Below are 24783 nucleotides of genomic sequence, written 5' to 3' on the forward strand. Positions count from 1 at the left end.
GGGGAATGACATGACCGTGACAATCCGCGATGCGAGACCGGAAGACCAAGCGCGTTGGCGCGGACTCTGGAAGGATTATCTCGCCTTCTACGAAGTGACGGTCGATAAGGACATTACCGATTCAACGTGGCGCCGGGTTTTCGATCCGGCGTCGGCAATCTTCATGCGCGTTGCGGAAGTCGATGGAAAGGTGATGGGCTTCACCCTATCGCTGACGCATGAAGGTACGTGGATTCGCGGCAAGGACTGCTATCTCGAAGATCTCTTCGTCGATTCTGCCGCCCGCGGCAAAGGGGTCGGCCGGGCGCTGCTGGATGACCTCGTTTCTCTCTGCAAGCAGAACGGCTGGTCGCGGCTTTACTGGCACACCAACGAACAGAACAAGACGGCACGTGCGCTCTACGACAGCTATGTCGAAAGCGATGGACACATCCGCTACCGCATCAGTTTCTAAGCCGCGGAAGACCCTCGTAGAACTTCGAATGATCACCTTGCCAATTCGCCATACCAGGCTTGGTGAGGGTGCCGCGCGGCCGCACATAGCTTTGGATCACACGCTTTGGCCGCTCGTGCCATTGGATGTTGAAGGCCCATAGCTTCGGAAAGAAGCAGAGCGATGAATAGGGCAGATGATCGTGGATCCACCATGCAAGCTTCTGCCACTCTTCCTCATCGCGATAAGTATCGATCATCCAGGGTACGACGACACAGGCCGTCGCCCCCATGCAGCCATCGAAATCATGCCTGTCCCAGATATGGTCCGCGGCACTTGATGCATTGGTCGAGCAATTGAGCTTGTTTTTGTTTCCGAACTCGTTGACGGCGGCGGAACGGTAGCCCGAGCGGATGTGCAATCTGCCGAACGTTGCCTGAAGCGGTTCGAGCAGTTCCTCGCAAAGCCGCCTGCCCGCCTCGATCGCCAGGTCCGGGTCGTCGGGAATGTTCGGAATTCGATAGAAATCGGCGATCTCGGAATGCAGGAAATCGCGGAAGAAGAAATTCTTCGAAAGCCGCGCCCGGCCCATATCCTCGAGCGATTTCATCGATCCAGGCTTCTTCATGCACCTCTCCATCTACTGGCACGACCCTATCCCGCCTTCCGGCTATTGCCACCCGGAAATTGCGGGCTCCAGCCTTACCAGCTGCTCCAGCTTGGCACGGCTTGCCGGGAGAGAGCCTAGCTCTAAATCTTCCAGCGTTATGATGACGCCGATACAAGGGTGCGAGATATGTCCGAACAGCAGGCAGTCGAAGCAGTCGTCCACCTCTACGTCGAAGGCATGACCTTTGCCAACGAAGCGGCTTTGCGAAAGGCCTTCCATCCGCAAAGCGCAATCATCGGTCACTACGAAAATATGGTCGAATGGCTGACGCGCGACGAATTCATCGCTGCAATCACGGCCGAAGGCGCCGCTCCGCCGGGTACGCAACCCTATATGGACATAACAACGATCGATATCGAAGGCGATGCCGCGATGGTGAAGGTGACTGACGAATTCGCGGGGATGCGATTTACCGATTATCTGTCGATGCTGAAGATCGACGGCCGCTGGACCATCGTCAACAAGCTTTACTACCTGCATGCCTGATGACGCAGCTTTCAGTGCTTCGGGCCGGCGAAGCCGCCAGCCCGGAGCGCCCATCATGTGCTCGTCAGCCTCGCAGCACGCCGCCGGTGAATTTCGCTACGCTCGCCACGATCTTCTGCGTCAAGGCTTCGAAATCCTCGTCCGTCAGCGTCCGCTCGACGGGCTGGATCTGCACTTCGATCGCAATCGACTTCTTGCCCTCACCAAGGGACGCGCCTTCGAAAATGTCGAAGACATTGACGCCGGTGACTAGCTTGCGGTCGGCACCGCTCGCGGCCCTGATGATCGCGCCCGCTTCTACCGTCCTGTCGACGACGAAAGCGAAGTCGCGCTTGACGGCCTGGAAGGGCGAAAGCTCCAGCGCCGGCTTGGTGCGCGTCGCCTTCTTCTTCGGCTCTGGCATGGCGTCGATATAGACTTCGAAGCCGCAGAGCGCACCGGAGACATCGAGCGCTTCGAGCGTCGAGGGATGGAATTCGCCGAAATAGCCGAGGACGACCTTCGGGCCCATCTTGATCGTGCCCGAGCGGCCGGGATGGTACCATTCCGGTCCGCCCTGCTCGATCTGGATGTTGCTCATCGGCAAGCCGCAGGCCTCGATCACCGCCAGCGCATCGGCCTTGGCATCGAAGACATCGACTGGCTTGCCGCCGCCCTTCACATTATTCGACCACATGCGGCCGGAGCCGGCGAGCGACGCCGTGCCGCGGCGAATGCCGCCGGCAACACGGCGCTGGCCTTCCGGCCTGTCATTCTCATAGGTGCCGGAAACTTCGAAGATCGCCACATCGCCGTAGCCCTTGTCGGCGTTGCGCTGTGCCGCCGTCAGCAGACCCGCCAGGAGCGAGGGGCGCATGTCGGACATTTCGGCAGCGATCGGGTTTGCAAGCTTCAGTGCCGGCGAGCCGCCGCCGAAGAGCTTCGCCTGCTCTTCCGAAATGAAGGACCAGGTGACGGCCTCCAGCATGCCGCGCGAGGCAAGCGCCCGCTTGGCCATGCGGTCGCGAATCTGCAGCGTTGTCAGGATCTTGCCGTTGACCGCGGCATGGCTTTCCAGCGGCGCCGGCTTGATGTTGTCGACGCCATGGATACGCATGACTTCCTCGACGAGGTCGGCCTTGCCATCGACATCCGGACGCCAGGAAGGAACAGCGACGGAGACACGTTCGCCCGAACCTGACACCATGAAGCCGAGGCGGGTCAGGATATCCTTGCTCTCCTCAGTCGAGACTTCGAGGCCGGTCAGGCGCTTGACTTCCGAATAAGGGAAACCGACGACCTTCGGCTGATAGCCCTGGTAGCCAACGACATCCGCCTTCGCCGGCGTGCCGCCGCAAAGTTCGAGAACGAGTTCCGTCGTGCGCTCCAGACCGGGAACCATATATTCCGGATCGACACCGCGCTCGAAGCGATAGCGGGCATCGGTGATGATGCCGAGCGTGCGGCCCGTCTTGGCGATGTTCATCGGGTCCCAGAGTGCGCATTCGATCAGCACGTCGGTCGTGTTTTCGTCGCAGCCGGAATGCTCGCCGCCCATGACGCCGCCGATCGACTCGATGCCATCGGCATCGGCGATAACGACGTTGTTGGGCCCAAGCTTGTATTCGCGCTGGTCGAGCGCCAGCACCGTCTCGCCTTCCTTTGCGCGGCGAACCGTCAGATGACCGCTCACTTTTGCAGCGTCAAAGACGTGCATCGGCCGCCCTTGATCGAAGGTCATGTAGTTGGTGATATCGACCAGCGCATTGATCGGGCGCAGACCGATTGCCAGCAGGCGCTGCTGCATCCATTTCGGGCTCGAGCGGTTCTTGACGCCGCGCACGAGGCGGAGCGCAAAACCTGGGCAGAGTTTTTCGTCATCAAGATCGAGCCTTACTTTGACGGGTGTCTCGCCTTCGACGGCAAAGGACGGCGCAGGCCGTGCCTTCAGCGTGCCGAGACCCGACGCGGCCAGATCGCGCGCGATGCCGTAGATGCTCGTGCAGTCCGGACGGTTCGGCGTCAGGTTGATCTCGATGACCGGATCGTCGAGGTGGGCATAAGCCGCATAGCTGGTCCCAACCGGCGCGTCTTCGGGCAGATCGATGATGCCCTCATGATTGTCAGAAATCATCAGCTCCTTTTCGGAGCACATCATGCCATGGCTTTCGACGCCGCGGATATTGCCGACGGAAAGTGTTACGTCGATGCCGGGAACATAGGTGCCCGATGCGGCAAATGCGCCGACGAGACCCGCCCGCGCATTTGGCGCGCCGCAGACGACCTGGACCGGCGGACCCTTGCCGGTATCAACTGAGAGAACCTTCAGCCGATCGGCCTGCGGATGTTTTTCAGCGGAGAGAACCTTGGCAATGACGAAAGGCTTGAAGGCTGCCTTGTCATCGACATCTTCGACCTCCAGCCCGATCATCGTCAGGCGGGCGCAGATTTCATCGAGGGTGGCATCCGTTTCCAGATGATCCTTCAGCCAGGAGAGTGTGAATTTCATGATCTCAATCCTCCCTTTACGCGCTCAGACCGCCGAACAGCGTCGGCATGTCGAGCGGGCGGAAGCCGTAATGGGTCATCCAGCGAATATCGGCGTTGAAGAAGTCGCGCAGGTCCGGCATGCCGTATTTCAGCATGGCGATGCGGTCGAGGCCCATGCCCCAGGCAAAGCCCTGATATTCGTCCGGGTCGAGACCGCCATAGCGCAACACGTTCGGGTGCACCATGCCGCAGCCGAGGATCTCCATCCAATCCGTTCCTTCGCCGAACTTGACGATCGGGCCGGAGCGGTCGCACTGGATATCAACCTCGAAGGACGGCTCGGTGAACGGGAAGAAGGACGGACGGAAGCGCATCGTCACGCTGTCGACCTCGAAGAAGGACTTGCAGAACTCCTCAAGCACCCAGCGCATGTTGGCGACATTTGCCTTCGTGTCGATCACCAGTCCCTCGACCTGATGGAACATCGGCGAATGAGTTGCATCCGAATCCTGGCGATAGGTCTTGCCAGGGATGATGATGCGGATCGGTGGCTTCTGTGCTTCCATCGTGCGCACCTGCACCGGCGAGGTGTGCGTGCGCAGTACCTTGCGCTCGCCGTTTTCATCCGGTTGGAAGAAGAACGTGTCGTGCATCTCGCGGGCTGGGTGGCCTTCGGGGAAATTCAACGCCGTGAAGTTGTAATAGTCGGTCTCGACATCCGGACCTTCTGCGATCGAGAAGCCCATGTCGCCGAAGATCGCGGTGATCTCGTCGACGATCTGGCTGATCGGGTGGATGCGTCCGCGCTCGACGGGCGATGAGCGGACCGGCAGGCTGATGTCGACCGTCTCCGCCTTCAGGCGGGAATTGACCGCCGCCTCCTTGAGCGTCGCCTTGCGCGCGGCAAGCGCTTCTGCGACCTCATTTTTGAGGACGTTGATTGCAACGCCCTTGGTCTGGCGCTCTTCGGGCGACATCGTGCCAAGCGTCTTCAGGAGCTCGGAAACAGAGCCCTTTTTTCCGAGGGCTGAAACGCGCACGGCTTCCAGCGCCGGTTCGTCATCGGCGGCAGCAATTTCCGCAAGCAGCGATGATTTGAGATGGTCGATATCTGACATCGTCAATTCTTTCCGTCCAGGATCAGGCGGGTAATCGGAGGCTGGTGAAAGCCGGCAAGAAGTACAAAGAAAGAAAAACCCGCGCCAGCCCAAACCAGCGCGGGTTTCCCAAAATTCAAAAAAGCGTCAAGCTTGGGAAGCGCTGGTTAACGAACCGCGCCTTCAAACTCGTTCTTCGTACCGGCTTCCTTGAGGTACTCAAGAGCCTTCTTGGAGGCTGTGACCAGCGCGCTGAATGCTTCCGGCTCATGGATTGCCATGTCGGAGAGAACCTTGCGGTCGACTTCAATGCCGGCCTTGTTCAGGCCGTCGATGAAGCGGCCGTAGGTCAGGCCGAATTCGCGGACGGCAGCGTTGATGCGCTGGATCCAGAGCGCGCGGAAATTGCGCTTGTTCACCTTGCGGTCGCGGTAGGCGTACTGCTTGGCGCGATCGACTGCAGCCTTGGCGGTACGGATGGTGTTCTTGCGGCGGCCGTAGAAGCCTTTTGCTGCCTTCAGAACCTTCTTGTGCTTGGCGTGAGAGGTTACGCCTCTTTTTACACGTGCCATTTCATGATCTCCTTAATCTAAAGCGTTCGCGGAATAGTCTTAGAGACCGTTCGGCAGGTAGTTCTTCACGACCTTGCGGCCGTCGGGTTCAGCGAGAACCATCGTGCCACGTGCGTCGCGAATGAACTTGTTGGTACGCTTGATCATGCCATGGCGCTTGCCAGCAGCGGCGGCCTTGACCTTGCCGGTCGCGGTGATCTTGAACCGCTTCTTGGCCGAGGACTTCGTCTTCATCTTGGGCATTTTGCTACTCCGTTTCTGTCCTCCCTGCACGCTTCTTCAAAGAAGCCCTTCTGCGATGTCCGGTTTTGCGGAGTCGCAACAAGGTGCGGGAGCGTTTGTTGTTGATCTGCGGGTATGGCGACGAAACCGTCCCGCAAGCATTCGAAACTGCCACGGCATGCCCTGCCGGTCAGTTCGGACGCGCGCTTATACCCGCAGCGCCAGAAAAGTGCAACGGGGCAGGCAAGGAATCTTCAGCCGCACAAAAAACAGGAAAGCCGCCCTTGCGGACGGCTTTGATGCGTCGATGAGGACCGCGCTCACTTCGGCGCGAGCACCATCATCATCTGGCGGCCCTCAAGCTTTGGCTCGGCTTCGACCTTTGCAAATTCCAGCGTGTCGGCCTTGACCTGCTGCAGAAGCTTCATGCCGAGTTCCTGGTGGGCCATTTCGCGGCCACGGAACTTCAGCGTCACCTTGACTTTGTCGCCTTCCTCGAAGAAGCGGCCCATAGCCTTCATCTTCACCTCATAATCATGAGTGTCGATGTTCGGACGCATCTTGATTTCTTTGACTTCGACGATTTTCTGCTTTTTGCGCGCCTCGGCAGCCTTCTTCTGGTTGGCGTATTTCAGCTTGCCCAGATCGAGAATCTTGCACACAGGCGGTTCGGCGTTGGGAGAAATTTCCACAAGGTCGAGACCGGCTTCTTCAGCCATTCTCAAGGCCTGGTCGGTGGGCACCGCGCCCAAATTTTGTCCTTCAGCATCAATCAACTGAACCTTGGGAACACGGATTTCCCGGTTCGAACGCGGCCCTTCCTTCACGGGCGCGTCGGTTTTAAAAGGTCTGCGAATGGTCGTACTCTCCTCGAGTTGTTTCGGATTGCAGCTTCGCGCTTCCATTTGGGGGCGCAAACAAAGTCTCAAAGTCTCGCTTTCGCTGCGATGTCGTCAATAACACGCTTTAGCGGAAAAATCACCTGCTGTCAGCCTATCGAGAATCTGTTTTATAGGAGCAAACAATGGGAGTTCTGCTTATGTCCGAAGCAACAGCCACATCCGACCCGCAGTTCCTGACAGTGGGCGAAGGCGATGCGGAGCGAAGGATTGCTTTCATCATTCGCGAAGCTGTCTCGAAGGATCGCAGCCCGACCTTCGTCTGGCTCTCCGGCTACAGGTCGGACATGAGCGGAACAAAGGCGATCGAGCTTGACCGTCTGGCCGGCGAACTCGGACTTGCCTGCATTCGTCTCGACTATTCGGGCCATGGTCTTTCCGGGGGGCAATTCATAGACGGAACGATTTCCCGCTGGCTGGAAGAGGCACTTGCCGTCATCCTTCATACGAAACCCGAGAGTATCATCGTCGTCGGCTCCTCGATGGGCGGCTGGATCGCGTTGCGGCTGGCGCAGGAGCTTGCAAAGCTGGACACTGCGCCAAAGCTCGACGGCATGGTCCTGATCGCGCCGGCACCCGACTTCACCTCGGAGCTCATCGAGCCGCATCTGAGAAAGAAGGACCGCATCTCGCTCGCGGAACGCGGCTATTTCGAAGAGAAGTCCGAATATAGCCCGGAACCGAACATCTATACCCGTGCCCTGCTCGAAGACGGACGCGAAAACCGGGTCCTGACCGGAATTATCGAGACAGGCTGCCCGGTGCATATCCTGCAAGGCATGAAAGACCCGGACGTTCCCTACAGTCATGCCATGAAGCTGATAGAACACTTGCCCGCCGACGATGTCGTGCTGACTTTTATCCGCGACGGCGACCATCGGCTATCCCGGCCGCAGGACATCGAACGGATGTTGTCTGCCGCCAAAGGCCTTATTCATTGATCGAAAGACCGCGCCGCCTCCGAACGAAGGCGGAATCGCATCCGCCGCATAGCATGAATTCGTGTGTCATTTTAACCATGTCGGTGGGTTGAAGCGGCCCTGCAAGAAGTAATGATTGACTCCTCAACCCCCTCTCCGTTAACTCTTTGTTAATAAATACAGGGGCGATACAGGGAAACGGGCGTGCGGATAAAGGGTTACTTGGTGGCCACAATGGCCATGTTTGCGATGTCTTCGGCCGCATTACCGGCCCCCACGAAAAACCTCTCGATGGTCACCGGCGGCGCTACCTCGCAGCCGATTGGCCATTATGATTTCTGCCAGACCCATCGGGCCGAATGCGGCGCGGATCGGAATGCAGGGCCTGCGGAAATGAAGAGTGAGAAGTGGGCTCTGATCCGCTCGGTCAATTCCACCGTCAACAGCACCATTACCCCGATGACGGACAAGGAAATCTATGGCAAAGACGAAATCTGGGCTTACCCGACAACGGCGGGCGACTGTGAAGACTTTGCGCTCCTGAAGCGCCGCATCTTGATCCAGCGCGGTTTTGAGCCGGCAAACCTTCTGATGACCGTGGTTCGCAAGCCGGATGGCGAGGGCCATGCCGTGCTGACGCTGCGCACAGCCGAAGGCGACTTCATTCTCGACAATCTCGCTTCAAGCGTGAAACCCTGGTTCGATACGCCGTATTCCTTCGTCAAGCGCCAGTCGAGCTTCAATGCCGGGCGTTGGGTCACCATAGAGAATGGCTACGACGTGCTGGTCGGCGCACTGAAGTAAGCAATCTCACAATACGAATGACTGCAAAAGGCCGGCTGAATGCCCGGCCTTTTTTCTTTTGCCTTTGTTTGCCGCGGCTGAGCCGGCCCTTCGCTTCGGCTCAGGGCGTTCGGCGTTGCACCCTCACCCATTGCCGATCAGGATGCCGGCGGCCAGCACCAGGCAGCCGCCAAGCACGACCTGAAAGGCCGCGCGCAGGAACGGCGTTTCCATATATCTGTTCTGGATGAACGCAATCGCCCATAGCTCGAAAAAGACGATGACGACGGCAGTGATGGTCGCGGTCCAAAATTGCGGAATGAGGTAAGGCAGCGCATGGCCGAGGCCGCCGAGCGTTGTCATGATGCCACAGGCAAGACCGCGCTTGACAGGCGAACCGCGCCCGGAAATCTTGCCGTCGTCATGTGCGGCTTCCGTGAAGCCCATCGAGATACCGGCGCCAACCGAAGCCGAAAGGCCGACTAGAAAAGTCTGCCACGTATCCTGCGTCGCAAAGGCGGCGGCAAAGATCGGCGCCAACGTCGAGACGGAACCGTCCATCAGGCCCGCAAGGCCAGGCTGCACATAGGTAAGCACGAATTGCCGCCGCGCATTTTCGTCCTCGGCGTCCTTAACGTCTTCCGGCGTATGCTTGTCGCCGAGCATCTTGGCAATGTCTTCATGACCCTGTTCGGCAAGCGCCAGATCACCGAGCAACTGGCGTGTCGAGGCGTCCGAAGTCTGCTTTGCTGCCTCAACATAGAAGCGGTAGGCCTGTTCCTCCATTGTTTCGGTTTCCTGCCGCACTGCTTCCAGCGACAGGTTCTTGCGCAGCCAGTCCGGCTTGCGCTCATAAAAGCCCTGCACATGCTCGCGGCGGATCAGCGGAATGCGTTCGCCGAAACGCTGCCGATGGATTTCAATCAGCGACTTGCGGTGCGTATCCTCGACCTCAGCCATATCCTCGAAAACCTGAGCCGAGGCGGGATAGGCCGTTTTCAGCATGTCGGCATAGGCGAGATAGATGCGGGCGTCGTCTTCCTCCGAAGCAATCGCGAGTGCCAGAATTTCCTGTTCCGACAATGACTTGAATGAACGTTTGGACGACCTGAAAAACCGCGGCAGCATGGCACGCTCCATTTTAGAATTATTCTAAATCTAGACAGTGCGCCGTAAAGCGTCAAGCATCCGGCGGTCGATCTGACAGATTGCCGCAAGACGAATTGTGTACTTCAGTTGGAAACGGCAGATGCCTATATGATGCGTGCCGCAAGAAAGTGGCCATTCGGGGTTTAAGATGAGCGGTGAATTGCAGGGCCGGGCGGCACATGTTGCCGCAATCCGCGAGCGGGCGGAAACGGAGATGACGGCGATGGGCATCGACAATGCCTTCATCGACAGGCTGGTCGAGACCTTCTACGGCCGCGTCCTTGCACATCCCGAACTCGGCCCGGTTTTCGACGCCCGGCTTTCCGGCCGTTGGCCGGAACACATGTCGAAGATGAAAAGTTTCTGGTCGTCCGTCGCATTCCGCAGCGGCGCCTACGGTGGTAAGCCAGTGCAAGCACATGTCGGTGTTGCCAACATGACGCCGGCTCTCTTTCCGCAATGGCTGGAGCTCTTTGCCACAACGCTCGACGATATCGCTCCTAATGCCGAGGCAAAGGCGTGGTTCATGGCGACAGCGGAACGCATCGCGAAGAGCTTGACGCTATCGCTATTCTACAACCCCGCACTCGACGATCCGGCGCGCAAGCCCGCCTAAGCTTTTTCCGTCGAAAAGGTCGCACCTGCGCTCGCTGCAACGACCAGAGCGGTGCCAAACATCTGCAACATCGTCATGGGTTGGAAGAGGATGAGGAAGCCCGCAAGCGCGCCAATTGCGGGCTCCAAGCTCATGAGGATACCGAAAGCGGCCGTCGTCATCCGCCGTAACGCGATCATTTCCAAGGTATAAGGCAGGAGCGGAACAAGGATCGCCAAGCCCGCCATCTCGACGAGGCCGTAGCCATCGAGGTTCGGAACGGCGCCCGCAAAGCCAAAGGGCGTGGCGACCACTGCCGCGACGATCAGCGACATGGAGAGGCCTTCGAGCCCCTGGAAAACCGCTCCGACCTTCTTCGTCAGCATGATATAGCACGCCCAGCCCGCGCCGGCGCCGAAGGCGAAGAGCACGCCAGGCAGATTGCCGACCCATTCCTCCCCGTCATAAGCGAGGAACAGGACGCCGGCGGCGGCAATTGCCGGCCAGATCAGACGGCGGGTAAGGCCGTAACCGAACGTCGCGAGGGAAAGCGGGCCAAGGAAATCGATCGCGACAGCAAGCCCCAAGGGAATTCGCTCGATTGCCGCGAAGAAGGACATGGTCATCAACGCCGTCGTCGTGCCGAGAACCAGCGCGCCGATCCACTGCTCGCGGCTGTAACGCAGCAATGGCGGACGAATGGCGATCGCAAGGATAACTGCCGCGAAGACAAGCCGCAGCCAAGAGGCACCAGCGGATCCATAGGCTGCGATCGCGCCGGAAGAGAATGCCGCGCCAAACTGAATAGATGACATCGACAGCAGGCACATCAGCGCACCGGCCGCAACACCGCCGGAAAATGCGGGCGCTGATGCAGTCAACGCAACGGCACTGCCGTTTGCCGCTGGCTCGCCTGTCTTCTGATCCATTTCCCGCTCCTGATTTGCACCACTGATACGAAGGCACTGGCAGAACGGCAAATGCAAACTTCTGATCCGGACATAAGCGGGCTTTATGAACGGAGGCCGCTAAAGCGCCCGCCTGGTTTCGAGCACCTCGTCAGCTTCACTCGCGCTCATGCCAAAAACTTTTTTGCCGATCTCAAAGCTGAATCCATTGCGGGCGAATGCTGAAAGCTCCTTCGCCTTTCGCTTCTCATCAAGGTCGCCATGCCGGAACGGCCCAAAGGCGCGCTTGCGGGCGAAGACGACGGCGGCGAACAGATCGTCGGCATACTCGAGCGCGGTATCGACGATATCGCCTGCCACTCCTTTCGAGGAGAGTTTCTGCGCGATGACCCGTTTCGATTTTCCGCCGCGCACAGCCGAACGCGTGCTCGCCGCAGCATAGGCGACATCGTCGAGCGCCTTCTGGTCATAGGCGAATTTGATCGCTGAATCGGCAAGCGCCTTCAACTGCGCCGGACTGATGTTTTCGAACTTCTGCTTCGCCTTTCGCGTGATCGCATCGAAGAGCTGTTTTTCCGTCATCATCCGGCGCTCGAGGCGATAGATCGTCGAGTTGCGTGCCCAGGAGAGCATGCGCGGCGTCGGAACATCGGATTGCTGATCTTGATCGTCCATCGGCAGGGCTTTTCTAACCCTCGAGGCCCTTCAGCATGTTGGCGACGTTAAGGCCGATTTCCGGTACGCCATAGCCGCCCTCCATGCAGGTCAATACCGGAAGGTCCGCTTTGGCGATCATCGCGCCCATGCGCATGAAGTCATCTGAATTGAGCTCGAAGAAGGAGATCGGATCGCGTTCGAAGGTATCGACTCCAAGCGAGACGACGATGGCTTCGACCCCGAAAGCCTTGATGCGCGAAAGCGAATCCGCAAGCGCTGCCGACCAAGCAACCCAGGCCGTGCCGCGCGGCAACGGGTAGTTCGCATTGCAGTGCTCGCCATCACCCTCGCCGGTTTCATCGGCATAGCCCCAGAAATAGGGAAAGGCGTTGGCAGGTTCGCCGTGCAGCGAGGCGAAGAAGATATCGCCACGGCGATAGGTGATGTCCTGTGTGCCGTTGCCGTGATGGAAATCGACATCGAGGATCGCGACCTTCTTCGCGCCGAGATCCAGCAGGCGCTGTGCCGCGACGGCGGCATTGTTGATGAAGCAATAACCGCCGAAAAGATCGATGCCCGCGTGATGGCCGGGCGGGCGGCAGAGCGAAAAGGCGAAGCGATTGCCAGCGTTCAGCCAGTCGGCACCGGTGAGCGCGCATTGCATCGAAGCGATCGCCGCCTCGTAGGTGCCGTCGGTGATCGAGGTTTCGGTGGCATTGGCGTAATAGCCAAGCATGCCATCGATATCGTTCGGCACGCGTTGCGTCGCGCGGCGAACCGGCAGCGAGGTCGGGATCGCTTCGCCCGCAGCGCCGCTCGCCTTCCACAAATTCCAGGCCTTCGACAGGAAATCGATATAGCCGGCATCATGGACTTTCAGAGCCGTTTCCAGGCCATGCCGCTCCGGCACGACAATATCCAAAAAGCCCGCCTCCTTCACCGCCTCCAATATCCACTCGGCGCGGAAAGGGCCTTCGAATGGCGTCACAAGAAGACCACCATGCAGTTCGGTCTTCGCATCACGCAGCTTGTGGTCTTCGGAATAGATGACGCGCACCGACTTCTCCCTGATTTATCTGTCGGATAAGGCGCGGCGGATGCACGCCTTGTCAATGGCTTAAGCGGCGATGCGCTTGTAGAAGAGCGTGGTCGCGCAATAGCCGCCCTCCGGCCACATCGCATAGTCTGGGATGACGCCGGCGTGCTGCCAGCCGAGGCGCGGATAGATTACCTCCGCTTCGCTGCCGGTTGCGGTGTCGAGCACCAGCAGACGCTTGCCGTGTTTTGCGGCTTCGCGTTCGATCGCCTCCATCAACAGCCGCGCCAGGCCCTTACCGCGCGCAGCACGATGCACGAGCAGTTTCTTCAAATCGCCACGATGCGGCTGGTTCGGCATCGAGGCGAAGCCTACCTGCACCGTCCCGACGATCTTTCCGTCGAGTTCCGCAACGGCCAGCAGAGTGACCCCTGCCTCGACACTCTCGACGATGCCCTGCCAGTAAGGCTCGGCATCGACTGGCGTATAAGGCTGCATAAAGCCAACGGATGCGCCGCCATTGACGCAATCCGCAAGCACTTCGCAAAGATCCGGAATGGCCGTGCGGGCCTGTTGTGCATCGAGAATACGAACGGTCATCATCTGCTCCTGAAAAATCAAGTCAGCGGCGGCTGCGGTTGAGCACGACGCAATAGCGGGCGGGTTTGCTGGTAGGATTGTGGAAGACATGCCCTTCGCCGACCGGCATGAAGAGGCAATCGCCGGGGAAGAGGCGATGCACCGTTTCGCCGGTGGTCATCTCCATCTCGCCTTCGAACACCCAGACGTGCTGCGTCATGCCATGGCTTGCTGCATGCGGCGGAAAGCTGACGCGGGCGCCGGCCGGAAACTCGATGTCGACGATATCGACCTCGGACGAGGTTCCAGGCGGCGAAACGGAGCGGCGCACGTAACCGGTTTCCGGATCGCGCCACACCTGCTGCTCGTGGCGTCTCGCCAGCGGCGAGACTTCCTGCCCCTCATCGGCAAAGAAGGCCGAAAGCGAGAGTTCCAGCGCAGCACAGACCCTTGCAAGCAGCGAGGCCGTGGGGCTCGCCTCCGCCCGCTCGATGCGCGAGATCATCGCGCGGCTGACGCCGGAGGCATTGGCGAGATCATCCAGCGTCAGGCCCTTTTCGATCCTGAGCTTGCGGATGCGGTTGCCGATTGCCGTTTCGAGTTCCTGTTCCATCACTTGGGGCTCATTTATTCTACTATAAGAGAAATACATTGTCAGATAGTGGAATCAAGCAGTTTTATGTCGCCTTTGCCCGGCATTTTTATCCTAAACGGAGTCCTGCTTTTCCGCTTTGCGGCAGGGGACGGCACTGCTATATGGCGCGCATGAGCACCAATCCGACGACTCCGCTGTCCCATATCCGCAATTTCTCGATCGTGGCCCACATCGACCACGGCAAATCGACGCTTGCCGACCGCCTGATCCAGACAACCGGCGGCCTTGCCGAGCGCGAAATGTCCGAGCAGGTGCTGGACAATATGGATATCGAGCGCGAGCGCGGCATCACCATCAAGGCGCAGACCGTGCGCCTGCACTACAAGGCGAAGGACGGCGAGACCTATATCCTGAATCTCATCGACACGCCCGGCCACGTTGACTTCGCCTACGAAGTCTCGCGGTCGCTGTCGGCCTGCGAGGGTTCGCTGCTCGTCGTCGACGCGAGCCAGGGCGTCGAAGCCCAGACACTCGCCAACGTCTATCAGGCGATCGACAACAACCACGAGCTCGTCACCGTTCTTAACAAGATCGACCTGCCGGCGGCAGAACCTGAGCGCATCAAGGAGCAGATCGAGGAAGTGATCGGCATCGATGCTTCCGAGGCGGTACTGATTTCTGCCAAGACCGGGCTCGGCATTCCCGATGTGCTGGAAGCAATCGTTAACAAGCTGCCGGCGCCGAAGAGCCCGGGCGGCGAAAAGGCGCCGCTGAAGGCACTGCTCGTCGACAGCTGGTACGATGCCTATCTCGGCGTCATGGTCCTGGTGCGCGTCATCGACGGCGTTCTGACCAAAGGCCAGACGATCCGGATGATGGGCACGGGGGCCAAGTATCAGGTGGAGCGCGTCGGCGTACTGACGCCGAAGATGGTCAATGTCGATTCCCTTGGCCCTGGCGAAATCGGCTTTATCACCGGCAGCATCAAGGAAGTGGCCGATACCCGCGTCGGAGATACGATCACCGAGGACAAGCGACCGACGGCGGAAGCGCTGCCGGGTTTCAAGCCGGCCCAGCCCGTCGTCTTCTGCGGACTCTTCCCGGTCGATGCCGCCGATTTCGAGAATCTGCGCGCCGCAATGGGCAAGCTGCGCCTCAACGACGCCTCCTTCTCCTTCGAGATGGAATCCTCCGCGGCGCTCGGCTTCGGCTTCCGTTGCGGCTTCCTCGGCTTGCTTCATCTCGAAATCATCCAGGAGCGCCTGGAACGCGAGTTCGACCTCGACCTCATCGCGACGGCGCCTTCCGTTGTCTACAAGATGTACATGACCGACGGTACGGAACGCGAGCTGCACAATCCCGCCGACATGCCGGATGTCGTGAAGATCTCCGAGATCCACGAGCCCTGGATCAGGGCCACGATCCTGACGCCGGACGATTATCTCGGCGGCATCCTGAAGCTCTGCCAGGACCGGCGGGGCATCCAGATCGAACTTACCTATGTCGGCACGCGCGCGATGCTGACATACGATCTGCCGCTCAATGAAGTTGTCTTTGATTTCTACGACCGGCTGAAGTCGATCTCGAAGGGCTACGCCTCCTTCGACTATGCGCTGACCGACCACCGCGAAGGCAATCTCGTGAAGATGTCGATCCTCGTCAACGGCGAGCCGGTCGACGCCCTGTCGATGATGGTGCACCGGATGGCGGCCGAAAAGCGCGGCCGCGACATGTGCGAGAAGCTCAAGGAGCTGATCCCGAAGCACATGTTCAAGATCCCGATCCAGGCCGCGATCGGCGGCAACGTCATTGCCCGCGAAACCATCTCCGCGCTGCGCAAAGACGTGACCGCCAAGTGCTACGGCGGCGACGCCACCCGCAAGCGCAAGCTGCTCGACAAGCAGAAGGCGGGCAAGAAGCGCATGCGCCAGTTCGGCAAGGTGGAAATCCCGCAGGAGGCGTTTATTGCGGCGCTGAAAATGGGCGACGAGTAAAGCCTTCTCCTTCGAAGTTATGCGCATGTTGTATGCGCATAACATAACGTCGATGGACTACCGCCATGCGTCGACCCGGGAAGGGCCGCGCTTGGATTCAATTCAGTGCAAGTGTCAGAAATCGGCGACAGCCTCGCGGATCTTTCAGCGAGAGGCGACTAAATCACTGCCGCGCTGGATTTCCTGTTCCAAGGCTTCTAAGCCTATCCCCGCGCCATATACTCCTTGACTAACCCCTCGTAGGCATTCATTTCCGGCAGCGTTTCATAGCTATACACCGCGCCGGTTTCCGCAAATGACAGCTTCTCCCTTGTCCAAGTCTCGATGAAGGGCGTGAACCAGCTTGCATCATCCAGCATGGTGGCGCGCAGATTGACGAACCAGTCCATGCCTTCCGGACGGGTGAACATCCAGCTCATGCAGTGCGGGCAGAAATAATGTTTTGTCACGCCATGCAAACCGCCGATGACGGGCTCGCCTCGAGTGACTTCGAAGCCTTCCGCCGGAATCGCGGCGCTCAGAGAATAGGCGCTAGACGACATTTTCTGGCAGCCGGTGCAGTGGCACGCCATGGTCAGCAGCGGCTTTGCGCTTACCTTCAACCTCACCCGGCCGCAACGGCAGCCGCCTTCCCATGGCAAATTCTTGTTGATCATCGGGTTCTCCTCCCTGTTCGCCGTTGATCTAGCGTCATCTGCCGTCAATCAAGATCAGTGCGCGCTTGCAACTGGCTTCGCGACCGGCACTGCGCGTTCTCCCCTCCACCAGGGAAAGGCGAAAAAGAGAAGGCGCTTATGTTCTGCCATGTATCCGCGCCGGATTGCCGGTGACCGTCGCACCGGCCGGCACATCTTTCGTCACAACTGCGCCCGCGCCGACGATCGCGCCGTCCCCAACCGACACGCCGAGGATAATCGCACCGCCGCCGATCCAGACATCTTCGCCGATCATCACCGGCCGCGCCATCTCGATCCCGGCTTTGCGAAGAGCGACGTCCTTGTGATGCTCGGCACAATAAATATGCACGCCCGGCCCCAGCATGGACCGATCGCCGATCACCACTGTTCCCGAATCGAGGATGGCGCAACCTGCATTGAGGTAGACGCGACTGCCGAGGGTTATGTTCACGCCATAGGAACAATGGAACGGCGCCTCGATGAAAGCGTCGGCAGGCGCCTTCGCGAGCAGCGCCGCCAGCGCTGGCGCGATGCTGCCGCGTTCATCCGGCAGCATCGTGTTGTGCTGGTGAACGGCGTTGCGCGCCAGCTGCCGCAACGCCTCGAGTTCGCCATCGAGGCAGCAATACCATTCACCGGCCGCCATCTTCTCCCGCTCCCTCATCTGTCTCTCCGATGTTGGCCGCCTGCGTGTTAAGCGGATTTTGCCGCGAGAAGCGGGGCACCCGCGATGCCCCAGCTGACCTGCAACATGAAGATGTGACGGCCTGTCGACGCAAGCCGGGCGTTGCGAAGCGGCCACGAAGGTCCTAAATCAAACCTGAAAAGGAGCCCACCGATGACCGAAAAAGCCCGTGTAACGATCCTCTACTGCACCCAATGCAATTGGCTGCTGCGCGCCGGCTGGATGGCGCAGGAACTACTGCACACATTTTCGGACAGCCTCGCCGAAGTGGCGCTCGTTCCCGGCACGGGCGGCAATTTCGAGATCCGTGTCAACGGCGACCTCATCTGGGAACGCAACCGCGACGGCGGTTTTCCAGGACCGAAGGAGCTCAAGCAGCGGGTGCGGGACATCATCGAGCCCGGCCGCGATCTCGGCCACGCCGACCGGGTTTCGCTGGAGAGCTGACACTCAATCGAAGGGCGAATTGCAGGTCTTGTAGATGCCCTCGTAGGTCACGAAACGATCGGTCCGCGGATTGTAGGTCCGGTACTGATTTCGGCACCATTCGACATGCATATCTTTCGCTGGCGGACGTATCCGACGGATCGGCGGCGGATCATAGGAGAGCTGCGGCCTGGGCTGGGCGCGCGGCTGGTAATAGGTCGGCCCTCTCGCTCCCGGCGGTCGATAGTTTGGCTGGATATAGGAAGGGCGGTGCCACTGCTGGGGCCCGAAGCCGAAGCAGCCGCGATAATCGCAATAGGTCGACTGCACATTGATGATCGCCGGATTGCGCGGCGGTGGCGGCACGAGCGGAGGCGCGGCACCGGCTGCAAGGGGCACAAAACCGATGACGAAGCCAAAGATGATCGTTCGAAGCGCAGACATCACTGATTCCTTTCTGCTGCTGCAGATATAGAACAACCGCCGCCGCATGGCATCCACTACAGGATCGAAAGCCGTTCAGTTCGGCGTGATCGCCCCAACCCGGCTTCTTCGGGAAACGTATCCGCTCTTTTTTGCCGACTGTCAGGAAAACTTCAAAAACCCGGTTGACAGCAAAGAGCCACCCCCGTACATGGCTCTCCGTCGCCCAGATGGCGGAATTGGTAGACGCGCCAGCTTCAGGTGCTGGTACCCGAAAGGGTGTGGAGGTTCGAGTCCTCTTCTGGGCACCATTCCATTTCCAAGATAGCAAAAGAGCCGATGCCAACGGCCACGGTCTCGTGACCGCCGCTGTCTTATTACCACTTCAGATATCGTGATCCGATTAGCGCGCCGAGGGCGGTGACTGCGGCGATTGCCGTGGTGTACCAGACCGCGAGAAACAGTGGGCTGTCGTCCGGGCAATGCCAGGCGTAAAGCGCTGCCGCTATGCCGCCAGCGGCGAGGCCTGCGGCCGCGCCGGCAAGGGTTGGGCGTTCCGGAGCGCCGTTTTTCAGTGCCCAGAGGAACCCGGCAAGCGGCGCAAACGAGAGGATCGAGATGAAGAACAGGCAGAAGCCTGCGTTGCGGCCGAGCATTGCGGTTTCCCATGCATCCTGCGGAATGGCCATCAATTCGGCTGCAGTGCCTGCCGCGAGCAGGATTAGCGGTACGAACAGTGCTAGGCTTGAAAGCCTCAGCGACACGGCCGGCCGGCCAATGCGAAAGACAAGCCCGCAAGCGGTGACGGCGAGCGTCAGGGTCACGAACATCTTGAAGAGCACGCGTGCGGTTTCGATTGCGCTTGCCATGTCGTGGCGGATACCGACTGCCGACAAAAACAACGCTGCAGAGACGGCGACGCCGATCAGCAGCCCACCCATGAGCACGGGGCCGAGCCGCGTGCGGACAGGCGCGTCTTGTGCCAGGAGGCTGATCAGGTCATCGGTCTTCACTCGTCTCACTCCGGTATAACGCCGCCAGCGACTTCAGCGCACGGTGCAGCGCAACGCGCACCGCACCTTCGCTCATTTTCAGCCTTTCGGCCGTTTCGCGAACACCTGCTCCCTCGATCGAAATCGAGCGCACGATATCACGCTGCGGATCGTTCAGGCGCTTCAACATATGTTCGGCATCGAGCCGATCCAAATTGCCCGCCTGTTCTTCCGCTTCGAGCGTTGCCATCACGTCATCGATCGGCACATCGACGTGACGGCCGCGGCGGCGCAGGCTGTCAATCAGCTTATTGCGCACGATCGTCGACAGCCAAGGACCGATCGGGCGCGCCGGATCCCAGGTTCCGCGCTTCAGGTGAACGGCCAGCAGCACCTCCTGCACGACGTCTTCCGCCTCGCTTGCCGCCGCGCCGAACTGGTCGCAGCGTCTGCGGGCCATGGCGCGTAAATGAGGTGTCACAGCGGAAAGAAAGCGGTGATAGGCCTGCGCATCGCCACCCATGGCGCTACGCATCCAGCCTGCCCATTCCTCTTCCCGCGCCGAATATCTCACCCGACATCTTCCTCTACGAGAGGGCACACATTTTTGTTACCGGCCGTTCGAAATTATTTTCGCCACACCCAGAGAGCGTCGCTCTCAGGCGTTTTTCTCCCGCAATCGCGCAAACGGCAAGCCCGGCCGGCGAAAAAGTGCTCGGCTAAGGCTGCAAGATGTGCGGCGAGTCACGGATCGATAAACGCCACCGATATTCCGCCTGGAACGGGTGGACTGCATTTTTCGCTTACCTGCCAGGGGGTCGACCTCGGTTTCTCGTCATGACGCTCGTGATCGAAATCTTCGTCTATCCCGACGCACGGCACCTGGGCCGTCTGCTTCCTGGTCATCATCGCAGGCGGACCGGGACTCCTCTCAGTCGATCACTTCATCGTGCGGCATTTTTCCTGCATGGCACGAGGTGTCAGCGCACAGGCTGATAGTGGCCTCTCGCTGGCACCTGCGTGCCCTGGCTCACATAGCCGTCACGATCGCACACATAGACGATGGTCGGCATGCCGCCGGAGCGGAAAATCCAGTCCCCATTGCGGCGGATGCCGCGCGTTTCGGTGCGGCAGGCATATTTCTCCTCATCCTTCTTGTCCGGCTGAGACTTGACACCGGGGAGATCGGGATAGGGATAGAGCGGCTGAACGTCTGCTTTTCCCGCACGATTCCAATCCGTTGCAAAAGCCGGTTCGGCAATCAGACTGCTGGCAACAGAAAGGGCAGCGAGCAAGATTGGCAGGGATCGCATATCGGTGGCCTTTCATTGCCGGACGGACGCCAGTGGCGTTCACCTTCGGATTTAGGAAGCGGCCCGGCGGTGATCAAGCTTTTGACAGCAAGAGCAACGACAGATCGATCCGGCCCTAGGCTTCTCGGCGGAAATAGCCTCGGACGAGCGGATGCGCGAAGAGGCTTGCAAGGATCGCAATCGCAGCGCCGGCGGCAAAGCCGGCGAAGAGCCCGCCGATAACGCCGGCCGCCAGCAGAACCTTCTTGCCGGGACCGTCCGGTTTCGTTGGCGGTTCGGCTTCCGAAATGACGCGGATGTTGCTCTGAGGTAGGTTCTGTTCCTCGGTCGTCTGGCTGGAGCGCTTCAGAACGGTCTCGTAGATTTCGCGGGCGGCCGTCGCCTTGCGCTGCAGTTCGTTGAGTTCGACCTGCTTGTCAGATGTGGTCGCCTGCAGCGCCTTTTGAATGTTCAGTTCCTTGGCGATCGCGTCCTCGGCTTTCTTCGCCTGGTCGTAATCGGCGCGCGCCGAGGTCACCATGCGCTGCAATTCACCCTTTATCTCGCCCGAAATACTCTGCAGCGACGAGCGGGCGGCCTGCAGCCGCGGATGCCGGGCGCCCATCTGGCTCTCGAGGCTGCCGACAATTGCGGCCTGCGTAGCATATTGCTGTCGAAGGCTCGCGAGCGACGAGTTCACCGAATTGCGGTCCGTCTGGCTGTTGGCGACAATATCCTCAAAGCTCATGTTCGCGGCCGCATCCGCGCGAGCCTTGGCCTGGATGGTCTTTTCCTGTGCGGTCAGCAAAAGCGTATTCAACGACGCAAGGCGCTGGTCGGAGATCAGATTGCCCTCCGTTGCCGCCATGTCGTTGTCGGCGCGGAAGGTTTCGACGGCTTGCTCGGCCTCCTGCACCTTCTGGCGCAGATCGTTCAGGCGAACATCAAGCGTTGCAGTGGTATTTTCGTATAGACCGGTCGAGGCACTGCTTTCCTCCTGCATGAAGGAAGTCACGACCTGGTTTGCAAGCTTGGCGGATTTCTCCGGATTGTTCGTTACCGCCGTCAAGGATACGACATAGGTGCTGCTCTGCCGGGTGATCGTAAGCGCCTTCTGCAATGCACTGACCACGGCCGCATCGTCGCTCCGGCCGCCGTTGAATTCCGGATCCTGCGCAAGCTTCATGGTATCGGCAACCCGGCGCAACACATTGCCGGACATCAGGATCTGCACCTGGCTGTCGATCATCGACGAGATCATCTCCGGCGAGATCGCCGATGACTGCGGCGCCGGATCAGCAAGGCCGATCTGGCGCGGATCGAAATAAAGGCTTGTGCTCGCGGTGAATTTCTGTGGCAGCGACGGCAGCAGGGCTCCGCCCGCCAATGCGCCGAGCACGGCAAGACCGAGAACAATCAGCCTTCTGTTCCAGATTGCAAAAATGATCGATCGCGTATCAAGAAGCGGCGCGTCGGGATCGACGGAAACCGGTGCCGGACGGACAACGTCGCGCTCCGGCTGCGGTGGCAAAGGCGGCGGCTGGTCGCGCAGATCTCTTTCCGGGGGAGCGGGCGACTGCTGTGCTTCCGGCTCGAAAACAGGCCTTGCGAAGTCGCCAGGTCTCAAGACTGGCGTGCGCGCAGGAGAGCTTTCCGGCGCGGTTGGCGCAGGCTCGTAGCTTCGCCAGCTAGGCAGCCGGCTGACTCTGTTCCTGTCGAATTGGCTCATAGACACACTCGTGACCCGCCGACGCAGACCTTTGGCGGAGGCAGATCAACTTTAGAAATCCTTAGCTAACGGAGCGTTAAGATACCCTACCCGATATTGCCGGAACATGGCAAAGCTCCTGAAAGCGAGATCGATGAAAGCCGCCTTTTCGCCCTGGCGCCGCATGCTGACGATCGCCGCGGCAATAGTGCTGCCATTGCGCGCTGGCCTTGCTGAAGCCGCGGGGCCCTGCTTTCGCGGCATCAATCTTTCCGGTGCGGAGTTCGGCAATCCGGGTGGAGAGATTTTCAAGGATTATGCTTACCCCTCAGAAGAGACGATCGGCTACTTCCGCAAGAAGGGGATGAATATCGTTCGCTTGCCGTTCTTGTGGGAGCGACTGCAGCCCGAACTGGGGCAGGCCCTGAACGACGACGAGCTCCAGCGCATCAAGGATACGGTGACCCTTTTGCGCAAACACAAGATGAGCGTCATCCTCGATCCGCACAATTATGCCCAATACAAGAAAGCGCAGGTCGGTACGCCGCCGGTGACGACGCTGGCATTCGCCGATTTCTGGACTCGGCTCGCCGTCGAATTTGCCGATCAGGAGGACGTGATTTTCGGGCTCATGAACGAGCCCTATGACGTCGCCAGCGACAAATGGTTGAGCGCTGCCAATGCCGCGATCCGCGGCATCCGTGCGGTCGGCGCCGGCAATCTCATCCTCGTGCCAGGCACGAAATGGACGGGAGCCCACTCCTGGCAGTCAGACGGCCCGGGCGGGCCGAACGGCACCATAATGCTTGGCGTCAAGGACCCGCGCAGGAACTATGCCTATGAGGTTCACCAGTATTTCGACAGCGATTCCTCCGGTACGCACGAGGAATGTTCCGGCAATGAGAACGCCAGGAAGGCCATCGTCAGCATGTCCGATTGGGCGCGCAAGCACGGCACCCGGGTGCTGCTCGGCGAATTCGGTGTCTCGCAAGCGCCGGAATGCGTCGCCGGATTGAAAGCGGTTTTGGATACGATGCAGGAAAACGGCGACGTCTGGCTCGGCTGGACATACTGGGTTGCAGGCGATTGGTGGCCGCAAACCGAGCCGTTGAACGTGCAGCCGCACGACGGCCATGAGCGAAAGCAAATCACAGTGCTGGAGGCTGCCGCTAAGGTACCGGCTCCCGCAGAGGACGCATGCCGGACACGAGGCAGGTGATGATGGCACGGCGGGAAGCATTGGCAAAAGAACAGATCGACTACGGTCTCCTGGCCGTCGGCGTATTGTCGGTTACCTACAATTGCCTTCTCGCCTTCATCAATCACAACATCACGCCGCTTGCGTCGTCGCATGTCGTCGTCAGCGAGATCCTGCTGCTGGTCTATAGTTTTGGCTTCATATTGAAGCGCGGGCTCTACGAAGAGGATCTCGCGCCTCTTGGCTATTTGCTGGCGACGATTTTCCTCACGATCTATGTGATGGTCACCAACCGCGCAGGCTATATCGACCACCTGCGCAACGTGCTTATCATCTTCGCCTTCGTCATCATGGGTCGATGGACGAACGAGCGAACGCTGAAGCTGATCTTCAAGACCTGCTGCATCGTTGTACTGGCGGTGCTGATCTGCGAAATCGTCTCCGTACAAGCCTATGTAGCATTGTTCCATCCGGCCGAATATTTCGAGAACACTCGCGGTGTGCCGCGCGCAACCTATAGCGACATCGGCCTTTTCCGCGGCGCCCTTGGCTTCCCGTCCCGCTTCTCCTTCGGGATCATCGATCACCGGTCCTCATCGATCTTCCTGGAGCAGGTATCGCTTGCCAATTTCTGCGGTGTACTAGTCATCTATCTCGTCAGCTTTTCCAATCGCTTGAGATTATTCGACCGGCTGCTTTTCCTCTTCACCGTCGTGTTGATTCTGGTCACCAACGACACGCGCACGATGCTTATTTTCAGCGTGGTCTGCCTCGGCGGATACTTTATCTATCCCTGGATTCCGAAGATCTGCGATTTCTTGATGATGCCGGCGATCATCACCATGGGCTTTGTCATCCATGCATTCCGCCCTGATGCCCATGAAGACGATTTCGTCGGCCGCATCAGCGGGACCGTTCGAAACATCTTTGCCATGGACATCCCGGCGACTCTTGGCCTTGAACTCGAGAAAGCCACGACTTTCGTCGACAGCGGCTACGTCTACATAACCTACGGCGCGACGATCTTCGGCCTCATCCTCTTCTGGCTGTTTGTCTCTTTTTTCCCGGCAGGCGAGACGCCGAACCAGAAGCGTCTTGCGCATTCGCTATCGCTTTTCATGTTTCTGAACCTGATGATCGGCTCCACGGCGATCTTCTCCATGAAGACGGCCGGCCTTGTCTGGCTGCTCGTTGGGTTCCTGAAAGTCAACGAGGGCGTGCGCGGGAAACGCGCTGTCGGTAAAGTAGGCACGCCGATTTCCGCCTGAACGGTTGCGCGGCGGGGATACGAGACGCCGCAGGCGGGACGGAGTCTCGC

Annotated in this window: 28 protein-coding genes, 1 tRNA gene and 1 pseudogene; 11 read left to right on the forward strand and 19 right to left on the reverse strand. The window is 59.5% G+C overall.

What is annotated here, in order from left to right:
* Positions 1-10 precede the first annotated feature (10 nt).
* Positions 11-454, forward strand: coding sequence for a GNAT family N-acetyltransferase (locus BN1800_RS00685; protein ID WP_086993507.1), 444 nt, complete (start codon positions 11-13; stop codon positions 452-454).
* On the opposite strand, the gene BN1800_RS00690 is transcribed toward BN1800_RS00685, so the two are convergent.
* Entirely contained in the window at positions 444-1061 is a 618-nt protein-coding gene (locus BN1800_RS00690; protein WP_086993509.1) for a hypothetical protein, read from the reverse strand. The two genes, BN1800_RS00685 and BN1800_RS00690, sit on opposite strands and share 11 nt — an antisense overlap.
* A gap of 168 nt (positions 1062-1229) precedes the next feature.
* Here BN1800_RS00690 and BN1800_RS00695 point away from each other — a divergent pair, with 168 nt between their 5' ends.
* A complete protein-coding gene (locus BN1800_RS00695; RefSeq protein WP_027510578.1) occupies positions 1230-1589 on the forward strand; it encodes a nuclear transport factor 2 family protein in 360 nt (119 codons plus the stop codon).
* Positions 1590-1653: 64 nt separating this feature from the next.
* On the opposite strand, the gene pheT is transcribed toward BN1800_RS00695, so the two are convergent.
* The 5 genes from pheT to infC form a co-directional block, all read right to left on the reverse strand.
* Positions 1654-4077, reverse strand: a complete 2424-nt coding sequence (gene pheT, locus BN1800_RS00700; RefSeq protein ID WP_086993511.1) for a phenylalanine--tRNA ligase subunit beta — start codon at positions 4075-4077, stop codon at positions 1654-1656.
* A gap of 16 nt (positions 4078-4093) precedes the next feature.
* Positions 4094-5176: a phenylalanine--tRNA ligase subunit alpha gene (gene pheS / locus BN1800_RS00705; RefSeq protein WP_027510576.1), complete on the reverse strand. Its 1083-nt coding sequence runs from the start codon at positions 5174-5176 to the stop codon at positions 4094-4096.
* A gap of 146 nt (positions 5177-5322) precedes the next feature.
* Positions 5323-5727: a 50S ribosomal protein L20 gene (gene rplT, locus BN1800_RS00710; RefSeq protein WP_027510575.1), complete on the reverse strand. Its 405-nt coding sequence runs from the start codon at positions 5725-5727 to the stop codon at positions 5323-5325.
* A 39-nt stretch (positions 5728-5766) separates the two neighbouring features.
* Positions 5767-5970: a 50S ribosomal protein L35 gene (gene rpmI, locus BN1800_RS00715; RefSeq protein WP_004108077.1), complete on the reverse strand. Its 204-nt coding sequence runs from the start codon at positions 5968-5970 to the stop codon at positions 5767-5769.
* Between the two features lie 299 nt (positions 5971-6269).
* On the reverse strand, positions 6270-6806 hold the full coding sequence (gene infC / locus BN1800_RS00720; RefSeq protein WP_037142171.1) for a translation initiation factor IF-3: 537 nt from the start codon (positions 6804-6806) through the stop codon (positions 6270-6272).
* Between the two features lie 182 nt (positions 6807-6988).
* Between infC and BN1800_RS00725 the strand changes: the two genes are divergently transcribed.
* A complete protein-coding gene (locus BN1800_RS00725; RefSeq protein ID WP_086993874.1) occupies positions 6989-7789 on the forward strand; it encodes an alpha/beta hydrolase in 801 nt (266 codons plus the stop codon).
* Positions 7790-7972: 183 nt separating this feature from the next.
* Positions 7973-8572: a transglutaminase-like cysteine peptidase gene (locus BN1800_RS00730; protein WP_086993512.1), complete on the forward strand. Its 600-nt coding sequence runs from the start codon at positions 7973-7975 to the stop codon at positions 8570-8572.
* Positions 8573-8695: 123 nt separating this feature from the next.
* Here the strand turns inward: BN1800_RS00730 and mbfA are convergent, their stop codons facing one another.
* Positions 8696-9679 carry an iron exporter MbfA gene (mbfA, locus tag BN1800_RS00735; RefSeq protein ID WP_086993514.1) on the reverse strand — a complete coding sequence of 328 codons (984 nt, stop codon included), beginning with the start codon at positions 9677-9679 and terminating at the stop codon, positions 8696-8698.
* A gap of 169 nt (positions 9680-9848) precedes the next feature.
* Here mbfA and BN1800_RS00740 point away from each other — a divergent pair, with 169 nt between their 5' ends.
* Positions 9849-10316 (forward strand): group III truncated hemoglobin, encoded by a 468-nt coding sequence (locus tag BN1800_RS00740; RefSeq protein WP_086993516.1) that lies wholly within the window; start codon positions 9849-9851, stop codon positions 10314-10316.
* On the opposite strand, the gene BN1800_RS00745 is transcribed toward BN1800_RS00740, so the two are convergent.
* The 5 genes from BN1800_RS00745 to BN1800_RS00765 all read right to left on the reverse strand — a co-directional run bounded on the left by BN1800_RS00745 (position 10313) and on the right by BN1800_RS00765 (position 14088).
* Positions 10313-11224, reverse strand: a complete 912-nt coding sequence (locus tag BN1800_RS00745) for an EamA family transporter (protein WP_086993518.1) — start codon at positions 11222-11224, stop codon at positions 10313-10315. The genes BN1800_RS00740 and BN1800_RS00745 overlap by 4 nt on opposite strands.
* A gap of 99 nt (positions 11225-11323) precedes the next feature.
* The gene (recX, locus tag BN1800_RS00750) at positions 11324-11878 is read right to left on the reverse strand and encodes a recombination regulator RecX (protein ID WP_086993520.1); all 555 of its coding nucleotides are present in this window, start codon (positions 11876-11878) and stop codon (positions 11324-11326) included.
* A gap of 13 nt (positions 11879-11891) precedes the next feature.
* Positions 11892-12917 carry a histone deacetylase family protein gene (locus BN1800_RS00755; protein ID WP_086993522.1) on the reverse strand — a complete coding sequence of 342 codons (1026 nt, stop codon included), beginning with the start codon at positions 12915-12917 and terminating at the stop codon, positions 11892-11894.
* A 60-nt stretch (positions 12918-12977) separates the two neighbouring features.
* A complete protein-coding gene (locus BN1800_RS00760) occupies positions 12978-13499 on the reverse strand; it encodes a GNAT family N-acetyltransferase (protein ID WP_179213731.1) in 522 nt (173 codons plus the stop codon).
* A gap of 19 nt (positions 13500-13518) precedes the next feature.
* Positions 13519-14088: a helix-turn-helix domain-containing protein gene (locus BN1800_RS00765; protein WP_086993526.1), complete on the reverse strand. Its 570-nt coding sequence runs from the start codon at positions 14086-14088 to the stop codon at positions 13519-13521.
* 143 nt (positions 14089-14231) lie between these two features.
* Here BN1800_RS00765 and lepA point away from each other — a divergent pair, with 143 nt between their 5' ends.
* Complete coding sequence (gene lepA, locus BN1800_RS00770; RefSeq protein WP_086993528.1) at positions 14232-16064, forward strand: translation elongation factor 4; 1833 nt, start codon at positions 14232-14234, stop codon at positions 16062-16064.
* A 203-nt stretch (positions 16065-16267) separates the two neighbouring features.
* Here the strand turns inward: lepA and BN1800_RS00775 are convergent, their stop codons facing one another.
* Both BN1800_RS00775 and BN1800_RS00780 read right to left on the reverse strand, forming a co-directional pair.
* Positions 16268-16720: a GFA family protein gene (locus tag BN1800_RS00775; protein WP_027510563.1), complete on the reverse strand. Its 453-nt coding sequence runs from the start codon at positions 16718-16720 to the stop codon at positions 16268-16270.
* Positions 16721-16856: 136 nt separating this feature from the next.
* Positions 16857-17405 carry a sugar O-acetyltransferase gene (locus BN1800_RS00780; protein ID WP_086993530.1) on the reverse strand — a complete coding sequence of 183 codons (549 nt, stop codon included), beginning with the start codon at positions 17403-17405 and terminating at the stop codon, positions 16857-16859.
* Positions 17406-17579: 174 nt separating this feature from the next.
* Between BN1800_RS00780 and BN1800_RS00785 the strand changes: the two genes are divergently transcribed.
* The gene (locus tag BN1800_RS00785) at positions 17580-17873 is read left to right on the forward strand and encodes an Rdx family protein (RefSeq protein WP_027510561.1); all 294 of its coding nucleotides are present in this window, start codon (positions 17580-17582) and stop codon (positions 17871-17873) included.
* 3 nt (positions 17874-17876) lie between these two features.
* Here the strand turns inward: BN1800_RS00785 and BN1800_RS00790 are convergent, their stop codons facing one another.
* Entirely contained in the window at positions 17877-18296 is a 420-nt protein-coding gene (locus BN1800_RS00790) for a BA14K family protein (protein WP_086993532.1), read from the reverse strand.
* Positions 18297-18499: 203 nt separating this feature from the next.
* Between BN1800_RS00790 and BN1800_RS00795 the strand changes: the two genes are divergently transcribed.
* Positions 18500-18586 (forward strand) — tRNA-Leu (locus tag BN1800_RS00795).
* 66 nt (positions 18587-18652) lie between these two features.
* Here BN1800_RS00795 and BN1800_RS00800 read toward each other — a convergent pair.
* Together BN1800_RS00800 and BN1800_RS00805 are read right to left on the reverse strand one after the other, a co-directional pair.
* Positions 18653-19288: an NrsF family protein gene (locus BN1800_RS00800; RefSeq protein ID WP_086993534.1), complete on the reverse strand. Its 636-nt coding sequence runs from the start codon at positions 19286-19288 to the stop codon at positions 18653-18655.
* Positions 19275-19841, reverse strand: coding sequence for a sigma-70 family RNA polymerase sigma factor (locus BN1800_RS00805; protein ID WP_086993536.1), 567 nt, complete (start codon positions 19839-19841; stop codon positions 19275-19277). The genes BN1800_RS00800 and BN1800_RS00805 overlap by 14 nt, the downstream gene beginning before the upstream one ends.
* A gap of 257 nt (positions 19842-20098) precedes the next feature.
* Between BN1800_RS00805 and BN1800_RS42155 the strand changes: the two are divergent.
* Positions 20099-20240: pseudogene (locus tag BN1800_RS42155) on the forward strand (DoxX family protein); the annotation flags it as partial.
* Positions 20241-20247: 7 nt separating this feature from the next.
* Here the strand turns inward: BN1800_RS42155 and BN1800_RS00815 are convergent.
* Positions 20248-20580, reverse strand: coding sequence for a hypothetical protein (locus tag BN1800_RS00815; protein ID WP_086993538.1), 333 nt, complete (start codon positions 20578-20580; stop codon positions 20248-20250).
* Positions 20581-20695: 115 nt separating this feature from the next.
* Complete coding sequence (locus BN1800_RS00820) at positions 20696-22288, reverse strand: GumC family protein (protein WP_086993540.1); 1593 nt, start codon at positions 22286-22288, stop codon at positions 20696-20698.
* A 133-nt stretch (positions 22289-22421) separates the two neighbouring features.
* On the opposite strand from BN1800_RS00820, the gene BN1800_RS00825 reads away from it, so the two are divergent.
* Together BN1800_RS00825 and BN1800_RS00830 are read left to right on the forward strand one after the other, a co-directional pair.
* Positions 22422-23486: a glycoside hydrolase family 5 protein gene (locus BN1800_RS00825; RefSeq protein ID WP_086993877.1), complete on the forward strand. Its 1065-nt coding sequence runs from the start codon at positions 22422-22424 to the stop codon at positions 23484-23486.
* Positions 23465-24733, forward strand: a complete 1269-nt coding sequence (locus tag BN1800_RS00830) for a hypothetical protein (protein ID WP_244564413.1) — start codon at positions 23465-23467, stop codon at positions 24731-24733. The genes BN1800_RS00825 and BN1800_RS00830 overlap by 22 nt, the downstream gene beginning before the upstream one ends.
* Positions 24734-24783: the final 50 nt, after the last annotated feature.

The sequence above is a fragment of the Rhizobium sullae genome (genome assembly GCF_900169785.1).
In the GTDB taxonomy this organism is placed as follows: Bacteria; Pseudomonadota; Alphaproteobacteria; order Rhizobiales; family Rhizobiaceae; genus Rhizobium; species Rhizobium sullae.

Excerpts from the sequence above, each read along its gene's own strand:
- BN1800_RS00745 (WP_086993518.1), bottom strand. The coding sequence starts at position 11,224 with ATGGATCAGAAGACAGGCGAGCCAGCGGCAAACGGCAGTGCCGTTGCG.
- rpmI (WP_004108077.1), bottom strand. The coding sequence starts at position 5,970 with ATGCCCAAGATGAAGACGAAGTCCTCGGCCAAGAAGCGGTTCAAGATC.
- BN1800_RS00685 (WP_086993507.1), top strand. The coding sequence starts at position 11 with ATGACCGTGACAATCCGCGATGCGAGACCGGAAGACCAAGCGCGTTGG.
- BN1800_RS00820 (WP_086993540.1), bottom strand. The coding sequence starts at position 22,288 with ATGAGCCAATTCGACAGGAACAGAGTCAGCCGGCTGCCTAGCTGGCGA.
- mbfA (WP_086993514.1), bottom strand. The coding sequence starts at position 9,679 with ATGCTGCCGCGGTTTTTCAGGTCGTCCAAACGTTCATTCAAGTCATTG.
- BN1800_RS00760 (WP_179213731.1), bottom strand. The coding sequence starts at position 13,499 with ATGATGACCGTTCGTATTCTCGATGCACAACAGGCCCGCACGGCCATT.
- recX (WP_086993520.1), bottom strand. The coding sequence starts at position 11,878 with ATGGACGATCAAGATCAGCAATCCGATGTTCCGACGCCGCGCATGCTC.
- BN1800_RS00740 (WP_086993516.1), top strand. The coding sequence starts at position 9,849 with ATGAGCGGTGAATTGCAGGGCCGGGCGGCACATGTTGCCGCAATCCGC.
- BN1800_RS00690 (WP_086993509.1), bottom strand. The coding sequence starts at position 1,061 with ATGAAGAAGCCTGGATCGATGAAATCGCTCGAGGATATGGGCCGGGCG.
- BN1800_RS00775 (WP_027510563.1), bottom strand. The coding sequence starts at position 16,720 with ATGATCAACAAGAATTTGCCATGGGAAGGCGGCTGCCGTTGCGGCCGG.
- rplT (WP_027510575.1), bottom strand. The coding sequence starts at position 5,727 with ATGGCACGTGTAAAAAGAGGCGTAACCTCTCACGCCAAGCACAAGAAG.
- BN1800_RS00765 (WP_086993526.1), bottom strand. The coding sequence starts at position 14,088 with ATGGAACAGGAACTCGAAACGGCAATCGGCAACCGCATCCGCAAGCTC.
- BN1800_RS00725 (WP_086993874.1), top strand. The coding sequence starts at position 6,989 with ATGTCCGAAGCAACAGCCACATCCGACCCGCAGTTCCTGACAGTGGGC.
- pheS (WP_027510576.1), bottom strand. The coding sequence starts at position 5,176 with ATGTCAGATATCGACCATCTCAAATCATCGCTGCTTGCGGAAATTGCT.
- pheT (WP_086993511.1), bottom strand. The coding sequence starts at position 4,077 with ATGAAATTCACACTCTCCTGGCTGAAGGATCATCTGGAAACGGATGCC.
- BN1800_RS00830 (WP_244564413.1), top strand. The coding sequence starts at position 23,465 with ATGCCGGACACGAGGCAGGTGATGATGGCACGGCGGGAAGCATTGGCA.
- lepA (WP_086993528.1), top strand. The coding sequence starts at position 14,232 with ATGGCGCGCATGAGCACCAATCCGACGACTCCGCTGTCCCATATCCGC.
- BN1800_RS00825 (WP_086993877.1), top strand. The coding sequence starts at position 22,422 with ATGAAAGCCGCCTTTTCGCCCTGGCGCCGCATGCTGACGATCGCCGCG.
- BN1800_RS00695 (WP_027510578.1), top strand. The coding sequence starts at position 1,230 with ATGTCCGAACAGCAGGCAGTCGAAGCAGTCGTCCACCTCTACGTCGAA.
- BN1800_RS00780 (WP_086993530.1), bottom strand. The coding sequence starts at position 17,405 with ATGAGGGAGCGGGAGAAGATGGCGGCCGGTGAATGGTATTGCTGCCTC.
- BN1800_RS00785 (WP_027510561.1), top strand. The coding sequence starts at position 17,580 with ATGACCGAAAAAGCCCGTGTAACGATCCTCTACTGCACCCAATGCAAT.
- BN1800_RS00790 (WP_086993532.1), bottom strand. The coding sequence starts at position 18,296 with ATGTCTGCGCTTCGAACGATCATCTTTGGCTTCGTCATCGGTTTTGTG.
- BN1800_RS00815 (WP_086993538.1), bottom strand. The coding sequence starts at position 20,580 with ATGCGATCCCTGCCAATCTTGCTCGCTGCCCTTTCTGTTGCCAGCAGT.